Raw genomic sequence first — 26,767 nt, 5'->3', positions numbered from 1 at the left:
CCTCGTTTAGCAGGCGCAACGGCGTCTGCTGCGAGATGACGTCCACAAGGGGTAGCAGCCGACGCATCTCAAGAAGCCGAGCAAGCTGGTCCCGCACCGGTCCAGCTGGCATCTCGTCGAGCAGGCCAGGCTCAGATTCCAGCGGCTGTTGGAGCAGCTCAGCATCCGCCGCGATGAGCCTGCCCCAGTGGAGCATGGGCTGAGCTGGTGCCGCCTGAAGAGGGCTCGATCGCGACTGGGCGGGTGTCGGGCTTTCATCGAAACGCCATTCGAGACTGACATCTGCATTAAACAGCCGCCAATCGAAGCTGTCATAGAATCGGCGACTCAGCGTCTTGTCAGATTCTCGGATGACCGAAAACTGCTGACCAACGGCCTCAATCAGCCCGGCACACTCCAGCTCGGGCGGAATAAGGAGCTCAACATGCCCTTGCCTAGCTAGGTGCCTTTGCCTCATGAAACGGTATCTTCTTAAGCGAGGACGTGAATTATGACGAGATTGTGACACTCAACCCATGAAGCAAGACGAAGTTGTCCAAGTGCCATAACTGACCGCATCGGAATCGCAACGCTGGATCACAGCCTGGGTCACAGCCTGGGTCAGTGGCCAGCCGGTCACGACAAGCATTCACAACTGTCATCGATATCGACTATGGTGCTCGCTCTGGCGAACGCCGATCCATCACTGATCTAGACGAGGCAACGCTGCATGAGCAAGCTCGAGCAACTCAAGACCATGACCACCGTGGTCGCCGATACGGGCGACTTCGAGGCTATCGCCGAGTACAAGCCGCAGGATTCCACCACGAACCCGTCGCTGCTCTATAAGGCTGCGCAGATGCCAGCCTACCGCCATCTGGTCGAAGACGCGGTGAGCTTCGGCAAGGACAAGGGCAATAACGCCGACGAGCACGCACGCTGGACCATGGACAAGCTCGCGGTCAACTTCGGCGCCGAGATCCTGAAGATCGTGCCCGGCCGCGTCTCAACCGAGATCGACGCACGACTGTCATTCGACACCCAGGCGACCATCGCCCGCGCCGAGGGCCTGATTCAGCTCTATGAGGATATTGGCGTCGATCCGCGCGAGCGCGTGCTGTTCAAGATCGCCTCGACCTGGGAGGGCATCCGGGCCGCTGAGCATCTCGAAAGCCAAGGCGTCCACTGTAATCTCACCTTGCTGTTCAGCTTCCCGCAGGCCGTCGCCTGCGCCGAGGCCGGGGCCACCCTGATCTCACCCTTCGTCGGGCGCATCCTGGATTGGTACAAGCATGCCGAGAACGTCAATGGCTATCCCGCGGACGAAGACCCAGGCGTCAAATCCGTGACCCAGATCTTCAACTACTTCAAGCGCCACGGCTACGACACCATCGTCATGGGCGCCAGCTTCCGCAACCTCGATGAGATCCTCGAGCTTGCTGGCTGCGACTACCTGACCATCGCGCCCAAGTTCCTCGCCGAGCTGGCCGAGACCGACGGCCCAGTACCGCGCAAGCTCGACGCCGAGGCAGCACAATCAATGGACCTCCCCCGAGTCAGCTTTAACGAGCAGGCGTTCCGCTGGGCGCTCAACGAAGACGCCATGGCGACCGATAAGCTCTCGGAAGGCATCCGACTCTTCGCCGCCGACACCCACAAGCTCGAGGAATTCACCCGCGGGATCTGCAAGAACTGCTGACACGACCTGCCCGCAGTCGTTCACTTAGACGGCGGTATCGCCGGTGCCGGTGCCGACTGCTTAAGGTTGAACCGATTCGCCGATGCCCGGCAGCCCACGCTCGAGATCGGTTTGAATATCGATGAGATCCTCGAGCCCGACCGCAATCCGGATCAGCCCCTCGCTGATCCCAGCCGCGGCCCGGGCCTCGGGGCTCAGACGGCCGTGGGTGGTGGTTGCGGGATGGGTGATGGTGGTCTTGGTGTCGCCGAGGTTGGCGGTGATCGAGAGCAGCCGTGTGGCGTCGATCACCGACCAGGCGGTCTCGCGCGCACGGCTGGGATGATCGACGGCGACCTCGAAGGAGACGATGCCGCCGCCCGTGTGCTGCTGCGCCGTATTGCCCGTGCCTTTGCCTGTGTTCGTGCCTGTGTTCGTGCCTGCACCTGCATCTGCATCTGCGCCGCTATCTGTTGCGCCCGCGATCAGATGATGCTGCGGGTGATCAGGCAGACCGGGATAGTAGACGCGTGCGACGCCTGGATGCTGATCCAGCCATTGCGCTAATGCCAGGGCGCTTTCGGCGTGGGCTCGCATGCGCAGCTGCAGCGTCTCTAAGCCCTTGAGGAACAACCAGGCATTGAACGGACTGAGCGACGGCCCGGCAGTGCGCACCACGCCGTAGACGTCCTCGCCAACGCGCTTGGCATCGCCGACCACGGCACCGCCGACGCACCGGCCCTGCCCATCCAGGTACTTGGTCGCCGAGTGGATCACCAGGTCGGCGCCATGCTCGAGCGGTCGCTGCAGCGCCGGCGTGCAGAAACAGTTGTCGATCGCAAGCAGGCAGCCGTGGGCATGGGCGAGCTCGCTCAGCGGCCGGATCGCGACCATCTCGGTGAGCGGGTTCGACGGCGTCTCGGCGAACAGCAGTTTGCTCTCGGGCCGAATCGCGGCAGCCCAGGCATCCAGATCGCTGAGCGGGACATAGTCGGTCAGGATGCCGAAACGGGCCAGGTACTTGTCGAACAGCATCGTGGTGCTGCCGAACAGACTGCGCGCCGCCAGGATGCGGTCGCCGGCCTGCAGCAAGCCCATGCAGGTCGCTAGGATCGCGGCCATTCCGGAGGCAGTTGCAACGCATGATTCGCCGCCTTCCAGCGCCGCGAGGCGCTGCTCGAAGGCACGCACGGTCGGATTGGTGAAGCGCGAATAGATGTTGCCCGGCTGCTCGCCCGAGAAGCGCGCTGCGGCCTCGGCCGCGCTCGCGAAGACGAAGCTCGAGGTCGGAAAGATCGGCTCGCAATGCTCGCCCTCGGCGGTACGCTGATGGCCCGTCCGGATCGCTCGGGTCGCGAAGCCCGGGGTCCCTGCCGGGTTTAGCTCCGTATCCACCGCATCCATCAGCATCACCTCATGCGGTGTTGTAGAGCTCGATCACGGTCTCGTCCTGGCGCGACTGACGCTCCGCTTTAGCGCCATCGTTCCTGGCGCTCTCAAGCTCCTCGAGGTAGCCCGGCGTGACATCGCCGGTTACATAGACGCCATCGAAGACCGAGGTATCGAAGCGATCGACCAGGCTCTTGCCGCGCTTCTGGACCGCGTCGATCAGGTCATCGAGGTCTTGGAAGAACAGCCGATCGGCGCCGAGCTCGCGCTCGATCTCGGCCTCGCTGCGCTCGTGCGCGATCAGCTCGCTGGCCGAGGGCATATCGATCCCATAGACGTTCGGGTAGCGCACCGGCGGCGCAGCGGAGGCGAAATAGACCCGCCGCGCCCCGGCGTCGCGCGCCATCTGGATGATCTGTTGCGAGGTGGTGCCGCGGACGATGGAATCGTCGACCAGCAGCACATTCTTCTTTCGAAACTCGAGATCGATCGCATTCAGCTTCTGGCGCACCGACTTCTTGCGCACCTGCTGGCCTGGCATGATAAAGGTGCGACCAATATAGCGGTTCTTGATGAAGCCCTCGGCGTAGGGCACACCCAGGTGATTGGCCAGCTGCAGGGCCGCGGTGCGGCTGGTATCCGGGACGGGGATCACGACATCGATGTCGTGACTGGGCCAGTCCCGCTTGATCTTGCTCGCCAGCTTCTTGCCCATGCGCGAGCGCGCCTTGTGCACCGAGATGTTGTCGATGATCGAGTCGGGACGGGCGAAATAGACAAACTCAAAGATGCAGGGTGAGAGCACCGGCTGCGGCGCACACTGCTTGGTGTGCAGGTTGCCGTCGATATCGATGAAGACGCACTCACCCGGCGCCACATCGCCGATCAGCTCGAAGCCGATGGTATCCAGCGCCACGCTCTCGGAGGCAATGATGTACTCCTTGCCCGCCTCGGTCTCGCGCTCGCCATAGACCACCGGGCGGATGCCGTGCGGGTCGCGAAAGCCGAAGACGCCAAAGCCCGGGATCATCGCCACGGCCGCATAGCCACCGCGGCAGCGCCGATGCACGCCCTCGACGGCGCGGAAGATGTCCTGCTCATCGATGCGCAGCTTGTTCTGCAGCTGCAGCTCGTGGGCGAAGACGTTGAGCAGGATCTCGGAATCGGACTCGGTGTTGATGTGGCGCAGGTCGTCGACAAAGACGTCGCGCTTGAGCTCTTCAGCGTTGGTCAGATTGCCGTTATGCGCCAGCACGATCCCGTAGGGCGAGTTGACGTAGAAGGGTTGCGCCTCGGATGAGCATGATCCACCGGCGGTGGGATAGCGCACATGGCCGATGCCCATATTGCCGCGCAGGCGCAGCATGTGTCGGGTGCGGAAGACATCCCGAGCCAGCCCGGTATCCTTGCGCATGTGCAGCTTCTTGCTATCACTGGTGACGATGCCCGCGGCATCCTGCCCACGATGCTGCAGCACCAAGAGCGCGTCATAGAGGATCTGATTGATCGGCGATTTGCCGACGATGCCAACGATTCCACACATGGGGATTAGCTCATAGCGCCTTGATGCGCTCGGTGACGTCCGGAGGGACTTGCTCCAGCATCCAATCGGCGAGGATCTTGAACTGATCCAGGAGCTGCGATTGATCCCACCAGGGGTCATCGGTGATCGGCGTCAGGGAGGCGAGGAAGACCACCAAAGCGACCAACACAGCGCCGCGTGCCGCGCCGAAGATCACACCCAGGAGCCGATCCGTGCCACTCAGCCCGGTCTTGTCGACCAGGGTTGCGAGCATGTAGCCAAAGATGGCGCCAGCAATCAGCACACCGAACACCAGGATCAAGACGGCGACGCCGATCCGCAGCGAAGGCGTTGAGATCCAGGGTGTCAGCTCGAGCGCCAAGGGCTCATAGAAGAGCCAAGCGGCCGCTAGTGCAGCGACCCAGACCACCAGAGAGATCACCTCTCTCACCAACCCGCGCGCCAGCCCAATCAGCGCCGAGAGCGCGATGATGGCGATGATGACGTAATCAACCCAGATCATAGTTGGTCCTGCTTAAACGAAGCGACGGGCCTGTTGTGGTCAGATCGTCCTCGAGCCCCGTCTAGAAAAACAGCGGATCAAAGAGCCTGCGACTGCGCATCAGGATCCCACTTTAGGCCGCCGGCTACAGTGCCAGGGCGAGGACCGGACCGATACCTGAGGGTTAGCACAGACTCAAGGATAGCGCTGAACCAGTGGCTGTCCGCCGGTGTCTGCTGCCAGCTGCTCGGCGAGCTGATCCGCCCGCCCACGCTCCACTTCTGGTCCGATACGCACTCGGTAGTAACGGCGGCCGCGAACATCGGCTTGCTCGACAAAGGCCGGATAGCCCTTTGTCCGCAGCTCATCTTGGAGCTGGCGCGCCGCTTCCGGCGAGGCCAGACTCGCAACCTGGATCACCCAGGCGGTGGTCCCAGATGGCACAGGCTTAGGACCCGCCGGGGCGCGACCGGCACCAGCACTGCGGCCCTGATCGGTGCGGGTGGTCGATGTTGGAGCGCTGGACGCGCTTGCGCGACCCTGCCCCAACGATGCTGGAGCAGCCGAGCGCGACTCTGTTCGTGCCGGCTGGGCATCGCGGCCCGCATCAAGCCCCGCAGCAGGCCCCGCATCAATCTGACCATCGAGCGCCGATGGCGGTGGCTCCGGTGTCGGCAACGGCATCGTCAGGTCGTCCGGCTCAGGCAGAGGCTGGTCGATCGATGAGGTCGAGCGGCCCCATGACGCATTAGGGTCAGAACCGTCGTCCAGATAAGGCGCATCAGGGATCAGGATCGGCTCTCCTATCCCCTCATCGCCTTGCTCGACCAGCATCGGCACAAAGATCACCGCCAGCGCAACCAATACGGCTGCACCGACTAGACGTCTCTTCGCCGCCTCATCCATCCGCGTCATGCCACAGGCTATCCGCTCGTTGAACCATCGATGATTATACAGTAGCGATGATCGGACTGCGCAGCGCCGCCTCGATCGCCTTGAACGAGCCAAACACCAGGATCAGATCGTCCGGACCAGCCTCTGCGGCCGCGGCGGCAAGCGCCTGATCAAGGTCTGGATGCGCGAGACAGGCTGTTGCTGGCGCAACCTCAGCCAGGGCCGCGACCAGATCATCCAAGGCCATCGCCCGATCACTTGCCGCCAGCCCTAGGTGCCAGCACTGAATCAACGGCGCCAGCGGGGCGGTCACAGCACGCGCGTCCTTGTCAGCAAGCAACGATAGCACTGCCAGGCGGCGCCCAGCGCAAGGATAGCTGGATAGGTTCTCGGCCAGGCTCAGCGCCGCCTGATCGTTATGCGCGACGTCGAGGACCCAGGTTGGATGCGCCGGCAGCACAGTAAAACGCCCGGCAAGCTGAACCCGCAGCAACCCCTGCCGAATCGCGGCTAGACTGATCGGAAGCCGATCGCTGAGGTAATCCAGCGCACAGAGCGCAGCGGCGGCGTTGTCGTATTGCTGACGACCTCTCAATGCTGGCGCGGGCAGCGCCCGATATCGCTTGCCGCTCGGTCCGCGCCAGGACCATTGACCGGCGTCGGCGGTCCAGTCAAGCTCCTGTCCAAGCTGCATCGGCAGCGCGCCGATCTCGCTCGCGCGCGCTCGCAATCGCGCCGGCGCGTCGCGCTGACCAATCACCGCCGGGCGTCCCGGGCGGAAGATGCCCGCCTTCTCGAAGGCGATCTGATCCAGGCTGTCGCCGAGCCAGGCCGAATGGTCATGACCGATGCTGGCCACCAGGGAGACATCGGCATCGATGATGTTCACCGCATCGAGACGACCACCGAGACCGACCTCGAGCAAGACGATCTCGATACCGGCCTGGACGAAGAGGTCGAGCGCCGCCAGGGTTCCGAATTCGAAATAGGTCAGTGGCGCATCGACACGAGCCTGATCGATACGAGCAAAGGCGTCGCACAGGTCTGCATCAGACGCCATCTCCCCGTCGATGCGGATACGCTCGTTGTATTGCAGCAGATGCGGGGAGGTATAGGCGCCACACCGATAGCCGGCTGCCAGAGACCAGGCCTCGAGATAGGCGACGCAGGAGCCCTTGCCATTGGTCCCACCAACCGTGATGACCGGACAGGGCAGCTGACCGGGCGGCAGCTCAGGATGCAGGCGCTTCCAGACGGCGCCCACGCGCTCGAGCCTGAGATCGATTCGGCTTGGATGCAGTGTCTCCTGCCACGCCAGCCAGTCCGCCAGGGTCTGAAACCGGGGGTTGAGAGCGATCGTCTCAGCGGTGGCCGGGCCAGCATCACTGAGGCCAGCATCACTAGGGCCAGCGTCGCCAAGGCCATCATCACTCAGGCCGGTGCCAGACAAGGTGGAACGTTGTACGTCCACGCTGCTCAGAGCGGACTCGGCAACAGGGCGCGGGCCTCGGTCACCACCAGCTCGGTGGAGCCACTAAGCTCTTCCGGTCCCTCTTGGTCGAGCAGCGAGCGACGCATCAGCATCGCAATCAGCTCGCTGATCCGATCCCGCAGCTCGCGGCGATCGCAGATCTGGTCCAGTGCCCCGTGCTCGAGCAAGAACTCGCTGCGCTGAAAACCGTCGGGGAGCGTCTCGCGCACGGTCTGCTCGATCACCCGCGGACCGGCAAAGCCAATCAGCGCTCCCGGTTCGGCGATATTGATATCCCCCAGCATGGCCAGGCTCGCCGAGACGCCGCCCATGGTCGGGTCGGTCATCACCGAGATGAACGGCAGCTGTGCCTCGCGCAGCCGGCCCAGCGCCGCGCTGGTCTTGGCCATCTGAAACAGCGAGAACAGCGATTCCTGCATGCGCGCACCGCCGCTGGCCGAGAAGCAGACCAGGGCGGCATTCTCCTCGAGCGCCACGTCGACCGCGCGCACGAAGCGCTCGCCGACCACCGAGCCCATCGAGCCACCCATGAACTTGAACTCGAATGCCACCGCGACACAGGCCATGCCCTTGAGCCGACCGCGCATGGCGATCAGCGCATCCTTCTCTGCCGTCTGCTTCTGCGCCTGGCTGAGCCGATCCTTGTACTTCTTCATATCCTTGAACTTGAGCGGATCGGTCGATTCCAGCTCGGTGCCGATCTCCTCAGCCGACTCGGGATCGAAGAACTGTTCCAACCGCTTGCGCGCCAGCACCCGATTATGGTAGCCACACTTTGGACAGACCTCGAGATTGCGCTCCAGGTCGGCCCGGTAGAGCACCGCGTTGCACCCTGGGCACTTATCCCAGAGTCCCTCTGGGACGGCACGCTTGCTGATGGCCTCAGTGCGGATACGACTGGGAATCAGCTTCTCGAACCAGCTCATCGCCTCACCGCGGGCAGTCTTTTCAGCCATGCTGGCCTCCGTGGTTGGTCTCGTCGATGGCAGTACGCAGCTCGCCGAGGAAGTCGCCAATGACCGTAGGGATGCGATCGGCCTGGCCTTCCTGCGCGAGCGCCTCGATCCGGCCGACGATCGCGCTGCCGACGATCACGGCATCGGCAACCCGCGCGACCTGGGCCGCTGCGGCCGCATCCCTGATCCCAAAGCCGACCCCGACCGGCAGCTCGATCCGGGCGCGGATCGCGTCCAGCTTGGCGCTGACCTCCTCGACATCGAGATTGCCAGCACCGGTCACGCCCTTGACCGAGACGTAATAGACGAAGCCGGAGGCGACCTCTGCGATCGCCTCAATCCGCGCGGCATCCGAGGTCGGCGCCAACAGATAGACCAGGTCCAGGCCCTGCGCCTTGACCGCGTCGACCAGCTCGTGGCTCTCTTCCGGCGGCACATCGACAACCAGTGCGCCGTCCATACCGGCGTCGCGCGCCGCCGCGGCAAAGACCAGGTTGCCCATGACCTCGATGGGGTTCAGATAGCCCATAAGGACCACGGGGGTCTGCTCATTGGTCTCGCGGAAGCGCCGGACGATATCGAGCACATCGCGCAGGGAGACGCCGTTCGCCAAGGCACGCTCGGTCGCGCGCTGAATCACCGGGCCATCAGCGATCGGGTCCGAGAACGGCACGCCGAGCTCGATCAGATCGGCACCGGCGGCCACCATCCGGTGCATCAGCTCCAGGGTCAGCTCAGGGGTGGGATCACCAGCGGTGATGAACGGAATCAGCGCGGTACGGCCCTCGTCCCGCAGGCGCTCGAATAGGGTCTGAATGCGGCTCATAGCTGCAGCCCATCCATCTGTGCGACGGTTTGCATGTCCTTGTCGCCACGCCCGGAGAGATTGATAAGGATGCTCTGATCCTTGCGCAGGGTCGGCGCGAGCTTGGCCGCCTGCGCCAAGGCGTGGCTGGTCTCGAGCGCCGGGATGATGCCTTCGGTGCGCGTCAATCCATGGAAGGCGGCCAGGGCCTCGTCATCGGTCACGGCGACATAGCGTGCCCGACCGGTATCCTTTAGCCAGGCGTGCTCGGGGCCAACACCCGGATAATCCAGTCCGGCCGAGACCGAATGCGTCTCGCGGATCTGCCCGTTGGCGTCTTCCATCAGATAGGTGCGGTTGCCATGCAGCACGCCGGGCTCGCCAGCACAGAGCGGTGCCGCGTGGCGACAGGTTTCGAGCCCGTCGCCGGCGGCCTCGACCCCGATCATCGCGACCTCGGTATCCTCGATGAACGGATGGAACAAACCGATGGCGTTCGAGCCGCCGCCGACACAGGCCATCACCACATCCGGCAATCGACCGGTCTGCTCGATCATCTGCCCGCGCGCCTCGCGGCCGATCACCGATTGGAAGTCGCGCACCATCGCCGGATAGGGATGGGGGCCGGCCACGGTGCCGATGATGTAGAAGGTATTGTCGACGTTGGTGACCCAGTCACGCATCGCCTCGTTCAGCGCGTCCTTGAGGGTGCGGGTACCGGACTTGACCGCGACCACCTCGGCACCGAGCAGGCGCATCCGATAGACATTGGCCTCTTGGCGCGCCACATCGACCTCGCCCATGTAGACCACGCAGTCGAGCCCGAGCCGGGCCGCAACCGTGGCACTGGCGACACCGTGCTGGCCGGCACCGGTCTCGGCGATGATTCGGGTCTTGCCCATGCGCCGCGCGAGCAGTGCCTGGCCGATGGTGTTGTTGACCTTGTGCGCGCCGGTGTGATTGAGGTCTTCACGCTTGAGGAAGATCTGCGCCCCGCCGAGCTCGCGACTCCAGCGCTCGGCATGGTAGACCGGCGACGGCCGGCCGACATAGTCACGCAGGTCGGCATCGAGCTCGCGCAGGAAGTCCGGATCACCGAGATAACGCTCATAGGCCTGACGTAGCTCGGTGAGCGGATGCATCAGCGTCTCCGGCACGAACATCCCGCCATAGGGCCCGAAGTGACCACGGGCGTTGGGCCACTGATAGGGCTCTGCGGCCATCAGCGGGGGCTCACCGCGTCCAAGATCTTCAGCTCTGGTCGCCATCGCGTACACCTTTCATGAAATCAGTCATCTTATCTGGGTCCTTGACGCCCTTCGCCCGTTCGATCCCGCCACTCACATCCACCGCGTAAGGACGAAGCTGGCGAATCGCATCGGCGATATTCGCGGCTGCCAGCCCGCCGGCGAGGATCATGCGCCGCGCTTGTTGAGCCGGCACCAGGCCCCAGTCGAAGCTGCGACCGGTGCCGCCAGCAAGCACTGGATCGTAGGTATCGAGCAACAACGCGCTCGCACCCTCGTAGCGCCGTGCTTCGGCCTCGAGATCCACGCCGGGACGCACCGCCACCGACTTGATCCAGGGTCGCCCGAAGCTGCGGCAATAGTCCGCTGGCTCAGCGCCATGGAACTGCAGCGCGGCGAGCGGAACCTGCTCGAGCACCGAGCGGACGCGCTCGGCCTCAGCATCAACGAACAGCCCAACCGTGGACACGAACGCCGGCACCGCCGCAGCCAGCTGGACGGCCTGTGCGGCGTCGACACCGCGAGGACTCGCCGGGTGGAAGACCAGTCCAATCGCATCGACCCCAAGCCGGACTGCCGTATCCACATCGGCAAGTCGGGTGAGACCGCAGAACTTGACCCGCGTTCGCATCGACAGCCCTGTTTAAATCACAAACCGTGCATTAGATCACAGCCAACCTGCCGTCGTCTGGTCCACTCTCGCTTGCATCTTGCCGATCTGGGGACCGGCGACGGGTTCCCACCTCGGGACGGGTCCCTATGGGGCCGATCGCCGGTCCGCCACCTAGGCCGGTCCCAGATCCGATGATCAGTTCAGTAGTCGGAGGTCAGCGCCTTTGGATCACTTGGCAGGTCTGGATCGCCCGGCAGCCCAAACCCTTCAGGATAATCCACGCGTACCAGATAGAGGCCATGCGCCGGCGCAGTGACCCCACCGCGGGCGCGATCCCTCAACGCAAGCAGCTCGGCGGCCCAGCTAACCGGGCGCTCGCCGCGCCCAATCGCCAGCAGGACGCCGACCAGATTTCGCACCATATGATGCAGGAAGCCATCGGCGCCGACATTGAGCTCGATTAGGGCTCCACGCTCGATGAGATCGAGATACTCCAGGGTGCGTACCGGACTCTTCGCTTGACAAGCCAGGGCGCGGAAGCTGGTGAAGTCGTGCCGACCGACCAACGCCGCTGCCGCCTCGCGCATCGGCGCCACCGAGAGCGGCCAATGGGTCCAGAGTGCGCGTTGATGCCAGAGCGCCGAGCGCACCGGCCGGCGCAGGATCAAATAGCGATAATGCCGCGCCACAGCCGAAAAGCGCGCATGAAAGCTGGCGTCCACCGGCCGAGCCCAGCGCACCGCGACATCGTCGGGCAGGTTGGCGTTGACGCCGAGGGTCCAGGCCCGATCCGGTCGCTCAACCGGTGTCTCAAAATGCACCACCTGCCCCGTGGCGTGCACCCCCGCGTCGGTGCGCCCCGCACAATGGACCCTGATCGGTCGATCGGCGACCCGGGCGAGCGCCTGCTCCAAGACCTGCTGCACGCTGAGGTCATGATGCTGGTACTGCCAGCCACAATAGTTGCTGCCCAGGTATTCAACACCGAGCGCGATCCGATCCATCTGCGATACCTTCAATCCAACCCCGCCAAGAGGGACTCTGCCTCGCGCCGCTGCTCATCACGCCCCTCGGCCAAGACATCATTAAGGATGGCACGAGCAGCATCTGGGTCATCCATGTCCAAGTAAGCGCGGGCCAAATCGAGCTTCAGACCCATCTCGTCCCAGCCATCGTTGGTGTCGAGCGGCCCGCGCTCATCCTCGGGGCCGTCTTCAGATGCAGTGGCCAAGGTCAAATCTGAATCGTTCGAGTCGACGGGTGCTGACGCAGTGAAAAAGGGCTCGGGGTCGGGCTCCCGCTTGGGCTCGGCTTCGCCATGCACATGCGGGAGTGATCGAGAGTCGGTTGGATCAGCTAAGACAGCATCTTCATCAGGCAGGGTGGCAAGAATCGGCCATTGTAGATCGGCTGCGTTGTCCGACGTCGTCCAGTCCTCATGGCCTAGCGTTTGTAGATCAGCCGCTGGCTCTGGCTCTGGCTCTGGCTCTGGCTCTGGCGCTGACGACCGAGCTTGGGCCGGTCCTTCATTGGTCATCGCATCCAACGCAGCGAGATCGAGATCGAGGCGGTTGCGATCGTCACCGGACCCATCAAGGACAGCCGCTTGATCTCGCCCAGACGGCGGCTGGCTCGTCGCAGTCGCCGCGATCTGGCCGACGTCCTCAAGGTTCTCCTCAAGGTCATCGAGATCGAGAAACAGCTCCTCGTCGTCATCGTCAGCGGCCGCGTCGATGCTTGAGTCAAGCTCTGTGGGCCTTCCGGCCAGCGCGCTCTCAATCCTCGTCCACCGATCGCGATCAAGCTCAGCCTCAGCCGCGCGTCGCATCTGGTCAGCCAGCAAGGCCAAGGCGGCGAGGTCGCCTGCGGCAAGATAGGTCTCAGCCAGCTTATAGCGCAGCTCCGCACTCTCGCCAGCGACAGCCATTGTCTCCCTCAACACCCGCTCGGCATCAGCATAGCGGCCATAGGTCAGATAGACCTCCGCCTCGGCCAGACCGTCAAGCTCAGTCAACACGGCCTTGCCAGGCTCCGAGCCGTTGCGCTTCGTCGCCATAGGTGCCGCAGATGTCGATGCAGCGTGTTGTTCCTGCTCGACCATCTGGGTCTGCTCAACATCAGGCAGATGCTCGGCGGCGGTCGACTCCGAGGCCTGGTCCTCGATCTCGCCAAGATCGAGCGCGGGCTGTTGCGCATCTGGTTGCTCTTGCGCAGGCCGATCTTGCTCAGGCCGCCCTTGCTCGGGTCGCTCTCGCTCGGGTCGCTCTTGCTCAGGCCGCCGGGTCTCCAAAAGGTCTTGTCCTGGTGGGCTCGGCCCAAGGATCAGCGCTTCTCGAGGAGCTAGACTGCGCCGATCGCTCGTCTCCTCAATCTGCGCATCAACGACTTCAGCCGAGCGATCGGTAAGCGCCCCTTCTTCTGTCCAGTGCTCCTGCTCCAACAGCGGGCGCTGCTCAGCGGCGAGGGCCGGCTTCTCGACCCTCGTTGCAATCATCGCCGTGACACCGGTGCTGCTCGCGCTGGGCGCGTCCGCAATCGGCCACTCTGGGTCCAATCTCAGCTCGTCCAGTCGTTCCCCCTGTCCCTCGGCCCACTCAGCCGGCGGACCTTCGTCATCGGTCGAGTCGACTGCAGCAACCGCGGTCGCCTGTTGCCTCCGACGATGCAGCATCAGCGCCAACAAGGCCAAGAGCAGCATGGCCGCTAACAGTGGCAATGCCCAGCTGACGAGCCGTTGGCGCCAGTCGCCCAGCAGGGTAAGCGGATCGAACCCCAGCTCGCCTTCTGCGGGCGCTGGGTCCACAGCGCGCTCATCCACGGCTGGAGCAGACTTCTGCCCAGAGGGGGTCTGGGCAGATGCTGACTCTGGTTCCGGCTCTGGCTCTCGCTCTACTCCAGACTCGCCATCTATGACTGGCGCCGACGCATCATCATCACGCCCAGGCTGCAACCCGACCCTGCTGTCAGCATGATCCTGCGACAGACTCGCCAACTGCGCATTGCGAAGCTCGAGCAGGCGGCGAATATCGTCCAGCTGCGCTTCGAGCTCTTGTACCCGTGTTCTGAGCTCGCCCGCCTCCTGGCGATTGGCCTCGCTGACCTCTCGCATCAACAGCAGCTCCGCCTCGAGTGCGGCATCCGCCTCGGGGCGCATAGGCGGCGCAACAGACCTGAGGGCTTGCGCTGGGCTCTGGCCTGGGGCCAGCGCTGAGACCACATCCGAGACCGGCTCTGGGGGCGAGTCCGAGACCAACGCCGGGATCAAGCCAGGATCGGTCCCTTCGGGCAAGGCAGGCTCTGCCAAATCGACCCTGGCTTCCTCGACATTGGCGTCCTCGACAGGCGCACGACCAACAGCCGCGCGCTCGGCAGCAGCGTTCTCGATCGTCTCGGAGGTCGCAATGGTTAAGCGCGCATCGATGTCGGTCAGCGGTGCCCTGACCACTGGACGACCTGCCAAGGCCGCAAGATACTGCTGGCGGGCTGCCTGTGGTCCGAGCGCAAACAGCTCCGCAGCGGTCGGGATTCTGAGCTCCGCCCCGACACGCAAGCGATTGATGTCTGAGCCGATAAAGGCGGCTTGACTGTTGCGGTAGAGCGCCATCGCGGTCTGCTCTAGGGTCGCGCCTGGCGGAGCTAGACGACGCGCAATCGTCGCGAGTCCCGCCCCAGCGGGCACAGGACCGTAGTGCAGAGGAAAATCGAGCTCGGCGGCTTCCGCCGGTATCTCGACATCGACGACTCGAGCCCCAGTGGCGAGCGCTCTCTGAGCGCCAGCCGTCGGGGGCCTGCTCACGACATCTTCCGAGCCCCCCACCTCAGCAGGGTCAACAGGAGAAGATCCGCCGCGCGTCGAGCGCGAACGCTCGGCAGCTGCGGCAAAGGGCGACTGAACCGGCCGGTCGACCCGCTGAGCAGATGGGGGCAATGCGCGAGTCATCCCCGATCCGGCAACAACCGGCGGATCGAGCAGAACCGAGTACTCTTTGACCAGCCGCCCGTCTGGCCAAATCACCTCGACGAGCAGATCGAGGAAGGGCTCACGGACAGGCTCGCGGCTGATGACCTGGATCATCGGCTCGCCCGAGGGACCCAGCATCGGGGTAAACTGGAGCCGTGTCAGAAAGTGCGGTCGCTCAATCCCGGTTCGCTCGAACGCGGACCGGCTGGCGAGACTGACCTTGACGGAATCGAGTCCATGCTCGTGGAGATCGAATAGGTCGATCTCTCCATAGAACGGCTGGTTGAGCGCTGACTGAGTGCGTAGCTCGCCGAGGCCCAAGGCGACCAGCGGCGGACCATGGAGCAGCATGATGATCCCAAGCAGGTAGCCGCAGGACCGACGAGCTAGCGGCCGAAACATCGACTTCCGTCGCCAGCTCTGGCGCCACCCCTGGTGCCAATACTGGTGCCAAAACGGGCGCCAAACTTGGCCTAGCCCGAGCCTCAATCGTTCGTCCCGGGCTCGCGTGCTCGACGCCTGCCGGAAAAACTCCTGGAAAAACCCGACAGGCGTGGATCTGCGTCGCTGGCAGTGAGCGATCGGCAGCTCCACGCGCGCGTCATCAACGCTCTAGGAGTAAGCGAAGCATCCGGCGTAGCGGCTCCGCCGCGCCCCAGAGCAACTGGTCACCGACGGTAAAGGCATTGAGAAACTCTGGTCCCTGCGCCATCGTGCGCAGCCGACCGACTGGAATGCTCAAGGTCCCGGTGACCGCCGCCGTCGAGAGCTCGGCAATGGTCTGCTCGCGCTCATTCGGGATCACCCGCACCCAGTCGTTCGCTGCGGCGAACATCGCGCTGATCTCATCGATCGGTATCGCCTGCTTGAGCTTGATGGTCAGCCCTTGACTATGACAGCGCATCGAGCCAATGCGTACACAGGTGCCATCGATCGGGATCGCATTCGCTGAGCGGCCCAAGATCTTGTTGGTCTCAACCCCCGCCTTCCATTCCTCTTTCGACTGACCATTGCCCATCGGTTTGTCGATCCAGGGAATCAGACTCCCGGCTAGGGGGACACCAAACTGCTCGCTGGGGAAGGTGTAGCTGCGCATTTCTGCGGTCACCGCGCGGTCGATATCGAGGATCGAGCTGCGCGGGTCAGCCAGCAGCTCGCCGACGCTCGCCTGCAAGGCACCCATCTGCGACAAGAGCTCACGCATGTTACGCGCCCCAGCGCCAGAGGCGGCCTGATAGGTCATGGCGCTGACCCAGTCGACCAGATCGCGGCGCAGCAGCTCGCCGACCGCCATCAGCATCAGGCTCACGGTGCAGTTGCCGCCAATGAAGTCGCGCTTGCCAGCGTCGAGCGCCCGCTGGATGACCTCGAGATTCACCGGGTCGAGGACGATGGTGCTGTCCTCACGCAAGCGCAGGGTCGATGCGGCATCGATCCAGTAGCCCTGCCATCCCCGCGCGCGCAACGGCTCGAAGACCTGATCAGTGTACTCGCCGCCCTGGCAGGTGACGATCGCATCCATTCCAGCCAAGGCGTCCAGGTCATGAGCATCGAGCAACGGGTGACTGCCTTGGCCAACATCGGGGCCCGGCTCACCCTGTTGCGAGGTGGAGAAGAACCGCGCCTCGGGAATCAGCGCGAAGTCATCCTCTTCACGCATCCGGTCCATCAGGACCGAGCCCACCATGCCACGCCAGCCAACAAAACCGACCCGATTCATCTCCATCCCACCTCTGTTGTCTATCGTTTGCGCGACGGTTTGCGCGACAGGTTGCGCGACCACTAGCCAGCCGAGGCGCGGATCGCCTCAAGCACCGCATCACCCATGGCAACCGTGCCGACCGTCGTCGTGCCTGGCGCCGCGATATCACCTGTGCGCAGCCCCCGATCTAATACCTGAGACACGGCCTGCTCGATTCGATCCGCATGCTCCGGGGCCACCAGCGAGTAGCGCAGCATCATCGCCACCGACAGCAGGGTCGCGAGCGGATTGGCCACACCCTGGCCGGCGATGTCCGGTGCCGAGCCATGGATGGGCTCGTACATCCCTTGATTGACTGCATTCAGCGAGGCCGAGGGTAGCATGCCGATCGAGCCCGTTAGCATCGCCGCCGCATCGGAAAGGATGTCGCCGAACATATTCGTGGTGACCATCACGTCGAACTGCTTGGGCGCACGTACGAGCTGCATCGCCGCGTTGTCGACATACATGTGGCTCAGCTCAACTTGCGGATAGTCACGACCGACGCTGATCGCGACCTCGCGCCACAGCTCGGTGCATTCGAGCACGTTGGCCTTATCCACCGAGCAGACGCGCCGTCCGCGCTGCATCGCGGTATCGAAGGCGACGCGGCAGATGCGCTCGATCTCCGACTCGGTGTAGACCAGGGTGTTGATGCCACGCCGCTCACCACTCTCCAACGTGTCGACGCCGCGCGGCTGACCGAAGTAGATGCCACCGGTCAGCTCGCGCACGATCATGATATCGAGTCCAGCGACCACCTCCGGCTTCAGGGTCGAGGCCTCGGCGAGCTGCGGATAGAGGATCGCCGGGCGCAGGTTGGCAAACAGGCCAAGCCCGGAGCGCAGACCGAGCAGACCCTTTTCGGGGCGCAGCGCGATCTCCAGCGGCTCCCACTTTGGCCCCCCGACGGCGCCAAGCAGCACCGCGTCAGCAGCCTTGGCCAGGTCAAGGGTCGACTCGGGCAGCGGTGAGCCACAGTCATCGTAGGCAGCGCCACCGACGAGCGCGGTCTCGGTCTCGATGTCGAGACCAAAGTCGCTGCGCAGGCAGTCGAGCACCTTAACGGCCTCGGCGACGATCTCAGGGCCGATGCCATCGCCGGGCAGGATCAGAATCTTCTTGGACAAGCGTGTCTCCGTCGGGACAAGAATCACAAACAGGGATCAGGATGCGCCATCGTGGTCAGACATGTCCGGACTGGATACTCGCGCCAAGCCGTCACATGCGCTCAGCACTTGACTAGGCCGATGCCGCCGGCGCAAACAGCCAGGGTGCCTGCTGTCGACGCCGCTCCTCATAGGCGGTGATCTCGTCGGCGCGCTCCAGCGTCAGGCCAACGTCATCGAGACCATTGAGCAGGCAATGCCGATGGAAGGCATCGATCTCGAACGCGATCGCATCGCCGGTGCTTGGCTGCAGCCGCTGAGCGTGCAGATCGACCTCGATCTCGAGCGCGGTGTCGCCGCCGGCCAGCGCAAACAGCGCGTCGACGATCAGCTCGTCGAGCACGATCGGCAGCAGGCCGTTCTTGATCGCATTCTGGCGGAAGATATCGGCGAAGCTTGGCGCAATCAGCACCCGAAAGCCATGGTCGGCCAGCGCCCAAGGTGCATGCTCGCGCGAGGAGCCGCAGCCGAAATTATGGCGCGTAAGCAGGATCTCAGCCTGCGCATAACGCGGGTCATTGAGCACGAAATCCGGGTTCAAGGGCCGACCCGCGCAATCCTGTCCCGGCTCGCCGTGGTCAAGGTAACGCCACTCGTCGAACAGGTTCGGGCCAAAGCCGGTGCGCTGAATCGACTTCAGGAACTGCTTAGGAATGATCGCATCGGTATCGACATTGGCGCGATCGAGCGGCACCACAATGCCGCGAAAGGTCTCGAATGGCTTCATCAGGCGAGCTCCCGAACATCAACAAACCGACCCGCAACCGCGGCTGCCGCGGCCATCGCCGGACTGACCAGATGGGTGCGCCCACCCTGTCCTTGACGGCCCTCGAAGTTCCGATTACTGGTCGCGGCGCAGCGCTCACCAGGCTCGAGTCGGTCGGCATTCATCGCCAGGCACATCGAGCAACCCGGATCGCGCCACTCGAAGCCGGCGTCGATGAAGATGCGATCGAGCCCCTCGGCCTCAGCCTGCTGCTTCACCAGGCCCGAGCCCGGCACTACCATCGCCAGCTTGATCGAGGGTGCCACCTGCTTGCCCTTGGCGACCTCGGCGGCCGCGCGCAAGTCCTCGATGCGGCCATTGGTGCAAGAGCCGATGAAGACCTTGTCAACGCCGATCTCGGCGATCGGCGTGCCTGGCTGCAGGCCCATGTAGGTCAATGCATGCCGATAACTGCCGGCCTTGACCGGATCAGCGACCTCATCTGGGTCCGGGACCGCCCCATCGACGGGCACCACCATCTCCGGAGAGGTGCCCCAGGTGACCTGCGGGCGAATGCTGGCGGCATCGATGCGCACCACCCGATCGTACTCGGCGCCCGGATCGCTGTTCAACGAGCGCCAATAGGCCGCCGCCTGCTCGAAGGCCTCACCCTTCGGCGATTGCGGGCGATCGCGCAGATAATCGATGGTGGTTTCGTCGATGCCGATCAATCCAGCGCGGGCACCGGCCTCGATGCTCATATTGCAGACCGTCATTCGACCCTCCATGCTCAGCGCCTGGATTGCCTCGCCGGCGTACTCGATCACATGGCCGGTGCCACCAGCAGTGCCGATCTCGCCGATGATCGCGAGCACGATATCCTTGGCGGTGACTCCGGGGCCGAGCGGACCCTCGACACTGATCAGCATGCTCTTGGGCTTGCGCTGCAGCAGGCACTGGGTGGCGAGCACGTGCTCGACCTCGGAGGTGCCAACACCGAATGCCAAGGCACCGAAGGCGCCATGGGTCGAGGTGTGGCTATCGCCGCAGACCAGGGTCATGCCGGGCTGGGTGAAGCCCTGCTCGGGGCCGATCACATGGACGATGCCCTGGCGGGGATCGCCCATGTCGAAGAGTTGAATCCCGAACTCGCGACAATTGGCCTCGAGCGTCTCGACCTGCAGACGCGAGATCGGATCGATGATGCCGAGATGCCGATCGCTGGTCGGCACGTTATGATCCGGCACAGCGAGATTGGCCTCGGGTCGGCGCGGCTTGCGACCGGCAAGCCGCAGTCCCTCAAAGGCCTGCGGCGAGGTCACTTCGTGCACCAGCTGGCGGTCGATGTACAGCAATGCGGTGCCGTGCTCATCGGTGCGGACGATATGGTCGTCCCAGATAGTATCGAGAAGGGTTCTTGGTTGGTCGCTACGAGCGGCCATCGGGCGTTGCTCCGATCGAAAGACAAGCCCTACAGGATAAACGGCCGGCGCCCAAGGCTCAATGCGCGCGTGCTGGTCCGTGGACGTCGAGCATGGCTCTGCTGCGTCGAGACAGGGGTGCCATTGAGGATAGCAACGAAATCAGCGGCTTAACGAGTACTCTGGCTGCCCGCCGTCCCGGTCAGCGAGAACCCACTGAGCCAAGCGACGAACGGCATAATGCGCCACATCGCAGCGAGACGTGAGGGATTGAAGATTTGACTTCTAATACAGCCAAGATCGGGCCCGGTAAACAGGTCTGCTTGCACCTCGCCATCCATCTCGACGACGGCACCGAGGTGCTCTCGAGCTTTGACGATGAGCCGATACGCTTCCGAGTGGGCGATGGCAGCCTTGCGCCTGGCCTCGAGCACCTATTGCTCGGTCTGGAGCCAGGCGCCGATGAGCAGATCTTGGCCGATGGCGCTGCAGTCTTCGGCACGCATGACCTGGCGTTGATCCATCAGGTCCCGCGCCCTGACCTGCCGGAAGGCTTCGAGCCGGAGCCGGGGCAGGTGATTCAGTTTCAAGCCCCAGGTGGCCAACAGACCCCAGGCACCGTTCTCAACGCGAACGACACCGAGGTCGAGATCGACTTCAATCATCCGCTGGCGCGCCGCGGTCTCCGCATCCGCGCGCAGGTGATCGAGGTCGTCTGAACGATCCTGTAACAATACTGTTAACGATCTCTTAACGATCACTGGGCGCGATACTGGGCGCCCAAGACCAAGCAGCATGCTAGGCTATTGATCCTATGTCCACCAACGACCCCCAACCCCCCGTCGAGCGCGTCGAAGCCCTCTACGCCGAGCTCGTGCAGCACTATGGCGGCGGTGACCAGCGCGAGCTGCGCGCCGCGGCGAAGATCCTGCTCGTCGCGCTGGCCAAGTTTCGCGAGCATGGCGGCCCACAGTGGGCCACGTTGTTGGACGAATATGTCGACATCCTGAAACGCGATCCGCAGCGTTTCCAGCGCATGCTCGAGAGCAACCGCGCAACCACACCAGACGAGCTTCTGGCCTAGCACCTGGGTTACTATAAGGAAACACTAATTTACGGAGTCTCCATCGATGACCTCGACTCACACACTCCGGCTAGGATGGGCACTCCTCGTCCCCCTGCTGCTCTCCGCTAACGACGCCATCAGCACCGAGACCGCTGCAGATCCAACCAAAGATAACGACGCGACCATCATTGCCACCGCCGAGGCTCAGTACCGCGTCGTGCCTCGGGAATATCGGCTCGACGGCGTGGTCGAGGCGATCAACCGCACCACGGTCTCGGCGCAGACTAGTGGCCAGGTGGAGGCGATCCTCTATGACGTCGATGACTTCGTCGAGAAGGGAGAGGTCGTCGTGCGCTTGCGTGATACCGAGCATCGCGCGCGGCTCGCGCAAGCGGCCGCCGATCTGAGATCGGCTTCGGCGCAGCTTGAGCAGTCACGCGACGAGTATGCCCGTATCCAAGGACTGTATCAGCAGCAGAACGTCTCCGAGTCCGCGATGGACCAGGCCGAGGCCGACCTCGAAAGCGCCACCGCCCGTCTCGAAGCGGCACAAGCGAACCTGGAGCAGGCGCAAGAGCAGCTGGAGTACACCCAGATTCGCGCGCCCTACTCCGGCATCGTCACCCGCCGCCATGTCGAGCTTGGCGAGGTGGCCAGCCCTGGCAGCCCGGTGATGAGCGGGATCTCACTGGAAGAGCTGCGGGTGATCATCGATGTGCCGCAGAGCGTGATCCCGGCGGTGCGCGAGCGCGGCGAGATCAAGATCTACCTTCCCAATGGCAAGGTCGCGGAGCCGAGCCGAATCACCGTCTTCCCCTTCGCCGATCTCGGTTCGAACACCTTCAAGGTGCGCGCCGATCTCGAGACGCAGACCGAAGGACTCTTCCCCGGGATGTTCGTCAAGACCGCCATCGTCACCGGCGACAAAGAGGAGCTCAGCATCCCCAGCGCCGCCGTGGTCTACCGTTCCGAGGTCACCGGCACCTACGTGGTCAGCGAGGACGGCCGCATCCGATTGCGCCAGATCCGTACTGGCGGGACCATCGACGACGAGATCGTCGTCCTTTCCGGTCTGAGCGCAGGCGAGCGGGTCGCACTCGACCCGATCGCCGCTGGCGTCGCACTCAAACGCCAAGCCGAGGCGAGCCGCCGGGACCGACAGGACCGCCAAGATGGCTGAGTCTAACCTCAATTCCGATAGCACCGCCGGGGCCTCCAGCGCCGCCGGAGCCGCAGAACCACCGGCCCAAGCCTCAAGGCTCGGTATCTCCGGGCGCATCGCCCAACGCTTTCAGGACGCCAAGATCACGCCGCTGCTGGCGTTGGTCGGCCTTCTACTCGGATTGTTCGCGATCCTGATGACGCCGCGTGAGGAAGAGCCGCAGATCAACGTCACCTTTGCCGACGTCTTCATCCCCTTCCCCGGCGCCTCGGCGAGCGAGGTCGAGCACCTCGTCGCCGGCCCGGCCGAGCAGGTGTTGTCCGAGATCCAGGGCGTCAAGCATGTGTACTCGGTCTCGCGTCCGGGCATGGCCCTGATCTCGGTACAATTCGAGGTCGGGGAAGACCGCACCGATGCCATCGTGCGGCTATGGAGCAAGGTGCACTCCAACGCCGATTGGCTGCCCGACAGCCTCGGCGTCGGCCAGCCGCTGATCAAGCCCAAAGGCATCGATAACGTGCCCATCCTGACCGCGACCCTCTGGTCGGCGGACGAGCGGCTCGGCGCCTATGAGTTGGGGCAGGTCGCCCATGCCATCGAGCAGGAGCTGAAGCGGGTGCCCGGCACCCGTGATGTCTACACAGTGGGCGCCCCACAGCAAGTCATGCGGGTCATCCTCGATCCGCAGGCGCTGGCCTCGCACGACATCGATCTGACCGACCTGAGCCGCGCCTTGCAGGCCGGAAACCACAGTCGCGACGACATCGCCATCGTCGCCGACAACCAAGCGATCCAGGTTCAGGCCGGCACCATGCTCGCCAGCGTCGATGACATCGCCGAGCTGGTGGTTGGCATGCACGGTGGCCGCCCAGTCTATCTGCGCGAGGTCGCCCGCATCGAGCGCGGTCCGGAGGTCCCTCAAGCCTATGTCTGGATGGGCACTGGTCCCGGTGCCAGTGCGAGCACCAGCAACAGTCCCGGCGACGTCGACAGCCTCCCGCTGGCCGGCACGACCCCGGCGGTGACCATCGCCGTGGCTAAGCAGGAAGGCACCAACGCGGTGGCCGTTGCCGAGCAGATCATCGCCCGCTTCGATCAGCTCGAGGGTATCTTCATCCCCGACGGCGTCGAGGTCAGCATCACCCGCAACGACGGCGAAACGGCCGACGCCAAGGCGCGCAAGCTGATTACGGAATTGGCGTCCGCCACCATCACCGTCATCGTCTTGGTGGCGTTAGCGATGGGCTGGCGCGCCGGGCTGGTGGTTGGCGGCGCGGTCATCGTCACCCTGATGCTGACCCTGTTTGCCTCCTGGGCCTATGGCTTCACCCTCAACCGGGTGTCCTTGTTTGCGCTCATCTTCTCCATCGGCATCCTGGTCGATGATGCCATCGTCGTGGTCGAGAACATCATCCGTCACATGGCCATTGGCCGGCGCAAGATGCTCGACCTGATGCCGGGCGCGGTCGACGAGGTCGGCAGCCCCACCATCCTCGCCACCTTCACCGTCATCGCTGCGCTGCTGCCAATGGCCTTCGTCTCCGGGCTGATGGGGCCCTACATGAGTCCGATCCCGATCAATGCCTCGATGGGGATGGTCATCTCCCAGGCCGTCGCCTTCGTGCTCACGCCCTGGCTCGCCTATCAGGTGCTCGGCCGACGCCATGATGCGGCCATCGCCGGACCAGCTCAGCTCGCTCCGCAAGACGCGGCGGGCGGCGGTGCGGCGTCACTGGATGGGGTCAACCCGCCTCTTGGGCCAGACGGTAATGCAGTATCACAGGATGCAGCCAATCGGCGTCTCGCCTCTGGCGGCGCGCCGGCGCCAGCGCATCAGCAGGAGACAAAGGACGAGGGCGAGGCCAATCCACGGCTGCAATGGCTGTTCGATCGGCTGATCACCCCTTTTCTGGAAGGGCGGCGCGGCCTGATCAACCGCTGGCTGTTGCTTGCCGGCATCCTGCTGCTGATCGGCGCCTCGCTGCTGCTGCCGGTGAGTCAGACAGTGATCCTGAAGATGCTGCCATTCGACAACAAGAGCGAGCTGCAGATCGTGCTCGACATGCCCGAGGGCAGCAGCCTGGAGCAGACCGCGCGCGTGCTCGGTGAGATGGGCGACTATCTCGAGACCCAACCCGAGGTCGCCGATTATCAGGCCTATGCAGGCACCGCCTCGCCGATGAATTTTAATGGCCTGGTGCGCCAATACTACCTGCGTGATCAAGCCCATCAGGGCGACCTGCAGGTCAATCTGGTCGCCGATGGTCAGCGTGACGACAAGAGCCACGCCATCGCGCTGCGGCTGCGCGAGCCGCTGCAGGCGATCGCCGATCGCCATGGCGGCAATGCCAAGATCGTCGAGATCCCGCCGGGACCGCCGGTGTTCGCGCCGCTAGTCGCCGAGATCTATGGCATCGACTACACCGAGCAGATGGCGCTCGCCGAGCAGGTGCGCGACGTCTTTGCCGGCACCGAGGACATCGTCGATATCGATGACTCGATGGAGTATCCAGGGCCCAAGTTCGTCCTCCTGGTCGACCGGCCCAAGGCGGCCCAGCTCGGAGTCGATCAAGCCAGCGTCGCCGAGGCCCTGGCCAGCGTACTCGGCGGCGAGGACATGGCCTATCTGCACGGCGCCAATGTCAAGTACGCGGTGCCGATCCGGGTCGAGTACGCCGAGGCGGACAAGGCCGATCTGGATCAGGTGCTAGCGCTGCGGGTGCGCTCTCGCGGTGGCCAACTGGTGCCGCTATCGGAGATCGTGACGGTCGTCGACAGCCAGCGCGAGCACAGCATCTACCACAAGGATCTGCTGCCGGTGGTCTATGTCACCGCCAACATGGCCGGCGAGATCGACAGCCCGCTGTACGGACTCTTCTCCATCGCCGGCCAGCTCGACGGAGACCTCGCGCAATGGTACACCAGCCAGCCCGAGAACCCCTACGAGCCCAGTATCAAGTGGGATGGCGAATGGCAGGTCACCTACGAGACCTTCCGCGACATGGGGATCGCCTATGCCTTCGGGCTGGTGCTGATCTATCTGTTGGTCGTGTTCCAGTTCCGCAGCTACGTGGTGCCGTTGATCATCATGGCGCCGATCCCGCTGACCATCATCGGTATCCTGCCCGGCCACGCGCTGATCGGTGCCCAGTTCACCGCGACCTCGATGATCGGCATGATCGCCCTCGCCGGCATCATCGTGCGCAACTCGATCCTGCTGGTGGATTTTATCAATCAGCAGGTGCGCGCCGGAGACCGGCTCGAGGAGGCCGTGATCGGCTCAGCGGTGGTCCGCACCAAGCCCATCGTGCTCACGGCGCTGGCGACCATGGCCGGTGTCTCCTTCATCCTCAGCGACCCGATCTTCTCGGGCCTGGCGGTGTCGTTGCTGTTCGGCCTGTTCGTCTCCACCGTGCTGACGCTGGTGGTGATCCCGGTCGTCTACTACGGCGTCATGCGCAAGCGAGTGGAGTGGATTCGGACCGCGACGGGCTAGGGCGATTTCTGTCAAGGCTCTTAGCGCCTTGCTGGTCTTTTCGCTCGCCTTCTTCGTCGCGGCGCCGGTCATATAGCCGGCTATGCTCCTGGCGACGCTCCTCGAAGGGAAACGAAAATCCGGCGAAATTCGGTATGAGCTTTCCCGGCAATCGCCTAAACGATCGACAGCAGATTGGCTTGATCAGCGTGACAGCGAAAGCGATCTCTCCAAAGTAAGGAGCAGATCGCTAACGGGTTGCTGATCGAGATCGCTGATCGAGATCCTGGCCTAGCAGTTGTCGGAAACCGGCGCCCGGCTGAGCGAAGCCTCTCCAGTTTCGGTTTTATGAAACAACTCCACCCGCGCGGCGGTCTCAGACGTTAGCTTCGTCAACATCAGGCCACACACCCCATGCCCTCAGTTTCCCGTCTTCTGCTCCCCGCCCTCTTTGCCACCATTGTGGTCGCCCTGCCTCTGCAGGCACTGGCCGCAACCGACTCTATCGTGCTCGGCATGGGCTGCTTCTGGGGCGCCGAGAAACGTATGTCCGAGATCCCGGGCGTGCTCGATGTCGAATCCGGTTACGCCGGCGGCGATGCCGCGCGCACCAGCTATCGCGATGTGCTGAATCTCGAGAAGCGCATCCAACGCGGCCGCACCGACGCGCGCAACCACGCTGAGGTGGTCAAGGTGACCTTCGACCCCGAGCAGGTTGGCCTTGAGCGGTTGCTGATTGGGTTCTGGGAGAACCATAACCCGACCCAGGGCGATCGGCAGGGCAATGATGTCGGCAGTAACTACCGCAGCGCGATCTACTACTCGAACCAGGCACAACGCGCCGTTGCCATCGAGACCCGCGACGCCTATCAACAGGCGCTGAGCGCTGCCGGCTATGGGACGATCACCACCGAGATCGCACCGCTGCGCAACTATAATCGCGCCGAGACCTATCACCAGGACTACCTCAAGAAGAATCCCGATGGCTA

Annotated in this window: 22 protein-coding genes; 6 read left to right on the top strand and 16 right to left on the bottom strand. The window is 63.9% G+C overall.

The window, feature by feature from the left end:
* A partial coding sequence (locus ACY693_RS01195) for a hypothetical protein (RefSeq protein WP_462319997.1) occupies window positions 1–196 on the bottom strand: 196 nt, incomplete at its 3' end.
* A 513-nt stretch (window positions 197–709) separates the two neighbouring features.
* On the opposite strand from ACY693_RS01195, the gene tal reads away from it, so the two are divergent.
* Window positions 710–1,678, top strand: coding sequence for a transaldolase (gene tal / locus ACY693_RS01190; protein WP_462319996.1), 969 nt, complete (start codon window positions 710–712; stop codon window positions 1,676–1,678).
* A gap of 60 nt (window positions 1,679–1,738) precedes the next feature.
* Here tal and metZ read toward each other — a convergent pair whose 3' ends face one another.
* The 15 genes from metZ to leuC all read right to left on the bottom strand — a co-directional run bounded on the left by metZ (window position 1,739) and on the right by leuC (window position 20,096).
* Window positions 1,739–3,061 (bottom strand): O-succinylhomoserine sulfhydrylase, encoded by a 1,323-nt coding sequence (gene metZ / locus ACY693_RS01185; RefSeq protein ID WP_462319995.1) that lies wholly within the window; start codon window positions 3,059–3,061, stop codon window positions 1,739–1,741.
* Between the two features lie 10 nt (window positions 3,062–3,071).
* Entirely contained in the window at window positions 3,072–4,589 is a 1,518-nt protein-coding gene (gene purF / locus ACY693_RS01180) for an amidophosphoribosyltransferase (protein WP_462319994.1), read from the bottom strand.
* Between the two features lie 10 nt (window positions 4,590–4,599).
* Entirely contained in the window at window positions 4,600–5,091 is a 492-nt protein-coding gene (locus tag ACY693_RS01175) for a CvpA family protein (RefSeq protein WP_462319993.1), read from the bottom strand.
* 174 nt (window positions 5,092–5,265) lie between these two features.
* Window positions 5,266–5,985 carry an SPOR domain-containing protein gene (locus ACY693_RS01170; protein ID WP_462319992.1) on the bottom strand — a complete coding sequence of 240 codons (720 nt, stop codon included), beginning with the start codon at window positions 5,983–5,985 and terminating at the stop codon, window positions 5,266–5,268.
* A gap of 34 nt (window positions 5,986–6,019) precedes the next feature.
* On the bottom strand, window positions 6,020–7,435 hold the full coding sequence (locus ACY693_RS01165) for a bifunctional folylpolyglutamate synthase/dihydrofolate synthase (RefSeq protein ID WP_462319991.1): 1,416 nt from the start codon (window positions 7,433–7,435) through the stop codon (window positions 6,020–6,022).
* Between the two features lie 5 nt (window positions 7,436–7,440).
* Complete coding sequence (gene accD / locus ACY693_RS01160; protein ID WP_462319999.1) at window positions 7,441–8,382, bottom strand: acetyl-CoA carboxylase, carboxyltransferase subunit beta; 942 nt, start codon at window positions 8,380–8,382, stop codon at window positions 7,441–7,443.
* Between the two features lie 22 nt (window positions 8,383–8,404).
* The gene (gene trpA, locus ACY693_RS01155) at window positions 8,405–9,238 is read right to left on the bottom strand and encodes a tryptophan synthase subunit alpha (protein ID WP_462319990.1); all 834 of its coding nucleotides are present in this window, start codon (window positions 9,236–9,238) and stop codon (window positions 8,405–8,407) included.
* A complete protein-coding gene (trpB, locus tag ACY693_RS01150; RefSeq protein WP_462319989.1) occupies window positions 9,235–10,485 on the bottom strand; it encodes a tryptophan synthase subunit beta in 1,251 nt (416 codons plus the stop codon). The genes trpA and trpB overlap by 4 nt, the downstream gene beginning before the upstream one ends.
* Window positions 10,469–11,095: a phosphoribosylanthranilate isomerase gene (locus ACY693_RS01145; protein WP_462319988.1), complete on the bottom strand. Its 627-nt coding sequence runs from the start codon at window positions 11,093–11,095 to the stop codon at window positions 10,469–10,471. The genes trpB and ACY693_RS01145 overlap by 17 nt, the downstream gene beginning before the upstream one ends.
* A 182-nt stretch (window positions 11,096–11,277) precedes the next feature.
* Entirely contained in the window at window positions 11,278–12,081 is an 804-nt protein-coding gene (gene truA, locus ACY693_RS01140; RefSeq protein WP_462319987.1) for a tRNA pseudouridine(38-40) synthase TruA, read from the bottom strand.
* Window positions 12,082–12,092: 11 nt separating this feature from the next.
* Window positions 12,093–15,440 carry a FimV/HubP family polar landmark protein gene (locus ACY693_RS01135; RefSeq protein ID WP_462319986.1) on the bottom strand — a complete coding sequence of 1,116 codons (3,348 nt, stop codon included), beginning with the start codon at window positions 15,438–15,440 and terminating at the stop codon, window positions 12,093–12,095.
* 202 nt (window positions 15,441–15,642) lie between these two features.
* Window positions 15,643–16,758 carry an aspartate-semialdehyde dehydrogenase gene (asd, locus tag ACY693_RS01130; protein WP_462319998.1) on the bottom strand — a complete coding sequence of 372 codons (1,116 nt, stop codon included), beginning with the start codon at window positions 16,756–16,758 and terminating at the stop codon, window positions 15,643–15,645.
* 62 nt (window positions 16,759–16,820) lie between these two features.
* Window positions 16,821–17,909 (bottom strand): 3-isopropylmalate dehydrogenase, encoded by a 1,089-nt coding sequence (leuB, locus tag ACY693_RS01125; RefSeq protein WP_462319985.1) that lies wholly within the window; start codon window positions 17,907–17,909, stop codon window positions 16,821–16,823.
* 112 nt (window positions 17,910–18,021) lie between these two features.
* Window positions 18,022–18,675 carry a 3-isopropylmalate dehydratase small subunit gene (gene leuD / locus ACY693_RS01120; RefSeq protein WP_462319984.1) on the bottom strand — a complete coding sequence of 218 codons (654 nt, stop codon included), beginning with the start codon at window positions 18,673–18,675 and terminating at the stop codon, window positions 18,022–18,024.
* Window positions 18,675–20,096: a 3-isopropylmalate dehydratase large subunit gene (gene leuC / locus ACY693_RS01115; protein ID WP_462319983.1), complete on the bottom strand. Its 1,422-nt coding sequence runs from the start codon at window positions 20,094–20,096 to the stop codon at window positions 18,675–18,677. The genes leuD and leuC overlap by 1 nt, the downstream gene beginning before the upstream one ends.
* Before the next feature lie 257 nt (window positions 20,097–20,353).
* Between leuC and ACY693_RS01110 the strand changes: the two genes are divergently transcribed.
* From ACY693_RS01110 to msrA, 5 genes are all read left to right on the top strand, one after another.
* A complete protein-coding gene (locus ACY693_RS01110) occupies window positions 20,354–20,794 on the top strand; it encodes an FKBP-type peptidyl-prolyl cis-trans isomerase (RefSeq protein ID WP_462319982.1) in 441 nt (146 codons plus the stop codon).
* Window positions 20,795–20,889: 95 nt separating this feature from the next.
* Window positions 20,890–21,159, top strand: coding sequence for a hypothetical protein (locus tag ACY693_RS01105; protein ID WP_462319981.1), 270 nt, complete (start codon window positions 20,890–20,892; stop codon window positions 21,157–21,159).
* Window positions 21,160–21,205: 46 nt separating this feature from the next.
* Window positions 21,206–22,321, top strand: a complete 1,116-nt coding sequence (locus ACY693_RS01100) for an efflux RND transporter periplasmic adaptor subunit (protein ID WP_462319980.1) — start codon at window positions 21,206–21,208, stop codon at window positions 22,319–22,321.
* Window positions 22,314–25,799: an efflux RND transporter permease subunit gene (locus ACY693_RS01095; RefSeq protein ID WP_462319979.1), complete on the top strand. Its 3,486-nt coding sequence runs from the start codon at window positions 22,314–22,316 to the stop codon at window positions 25,797–25,799. Before ACY693_RS01100 ends, ACY693_RS01095 begins: the two co-directional genes overlap by 8 nt.
* Window positions 25,800–26,192: 393 nt before the next feature.
* On the top strand, window positions 26,193–26,767 hold a 575-nt coding region (gene msrA, locus ACY693_RS01090), incomplete at its 3' end, for a peptide-methionine (S)-S-oxide reductase MsrA (protein WP_462319978.1).

The sequence above is a fragment of the Halochromatium sp. genome (assembly GCF_054919635.1).
The sequence above is the reverse complement of the archived record's forward strand: the minus strand, read 5'-3'. Positions and strand labels throughout refer to the sequence as shown.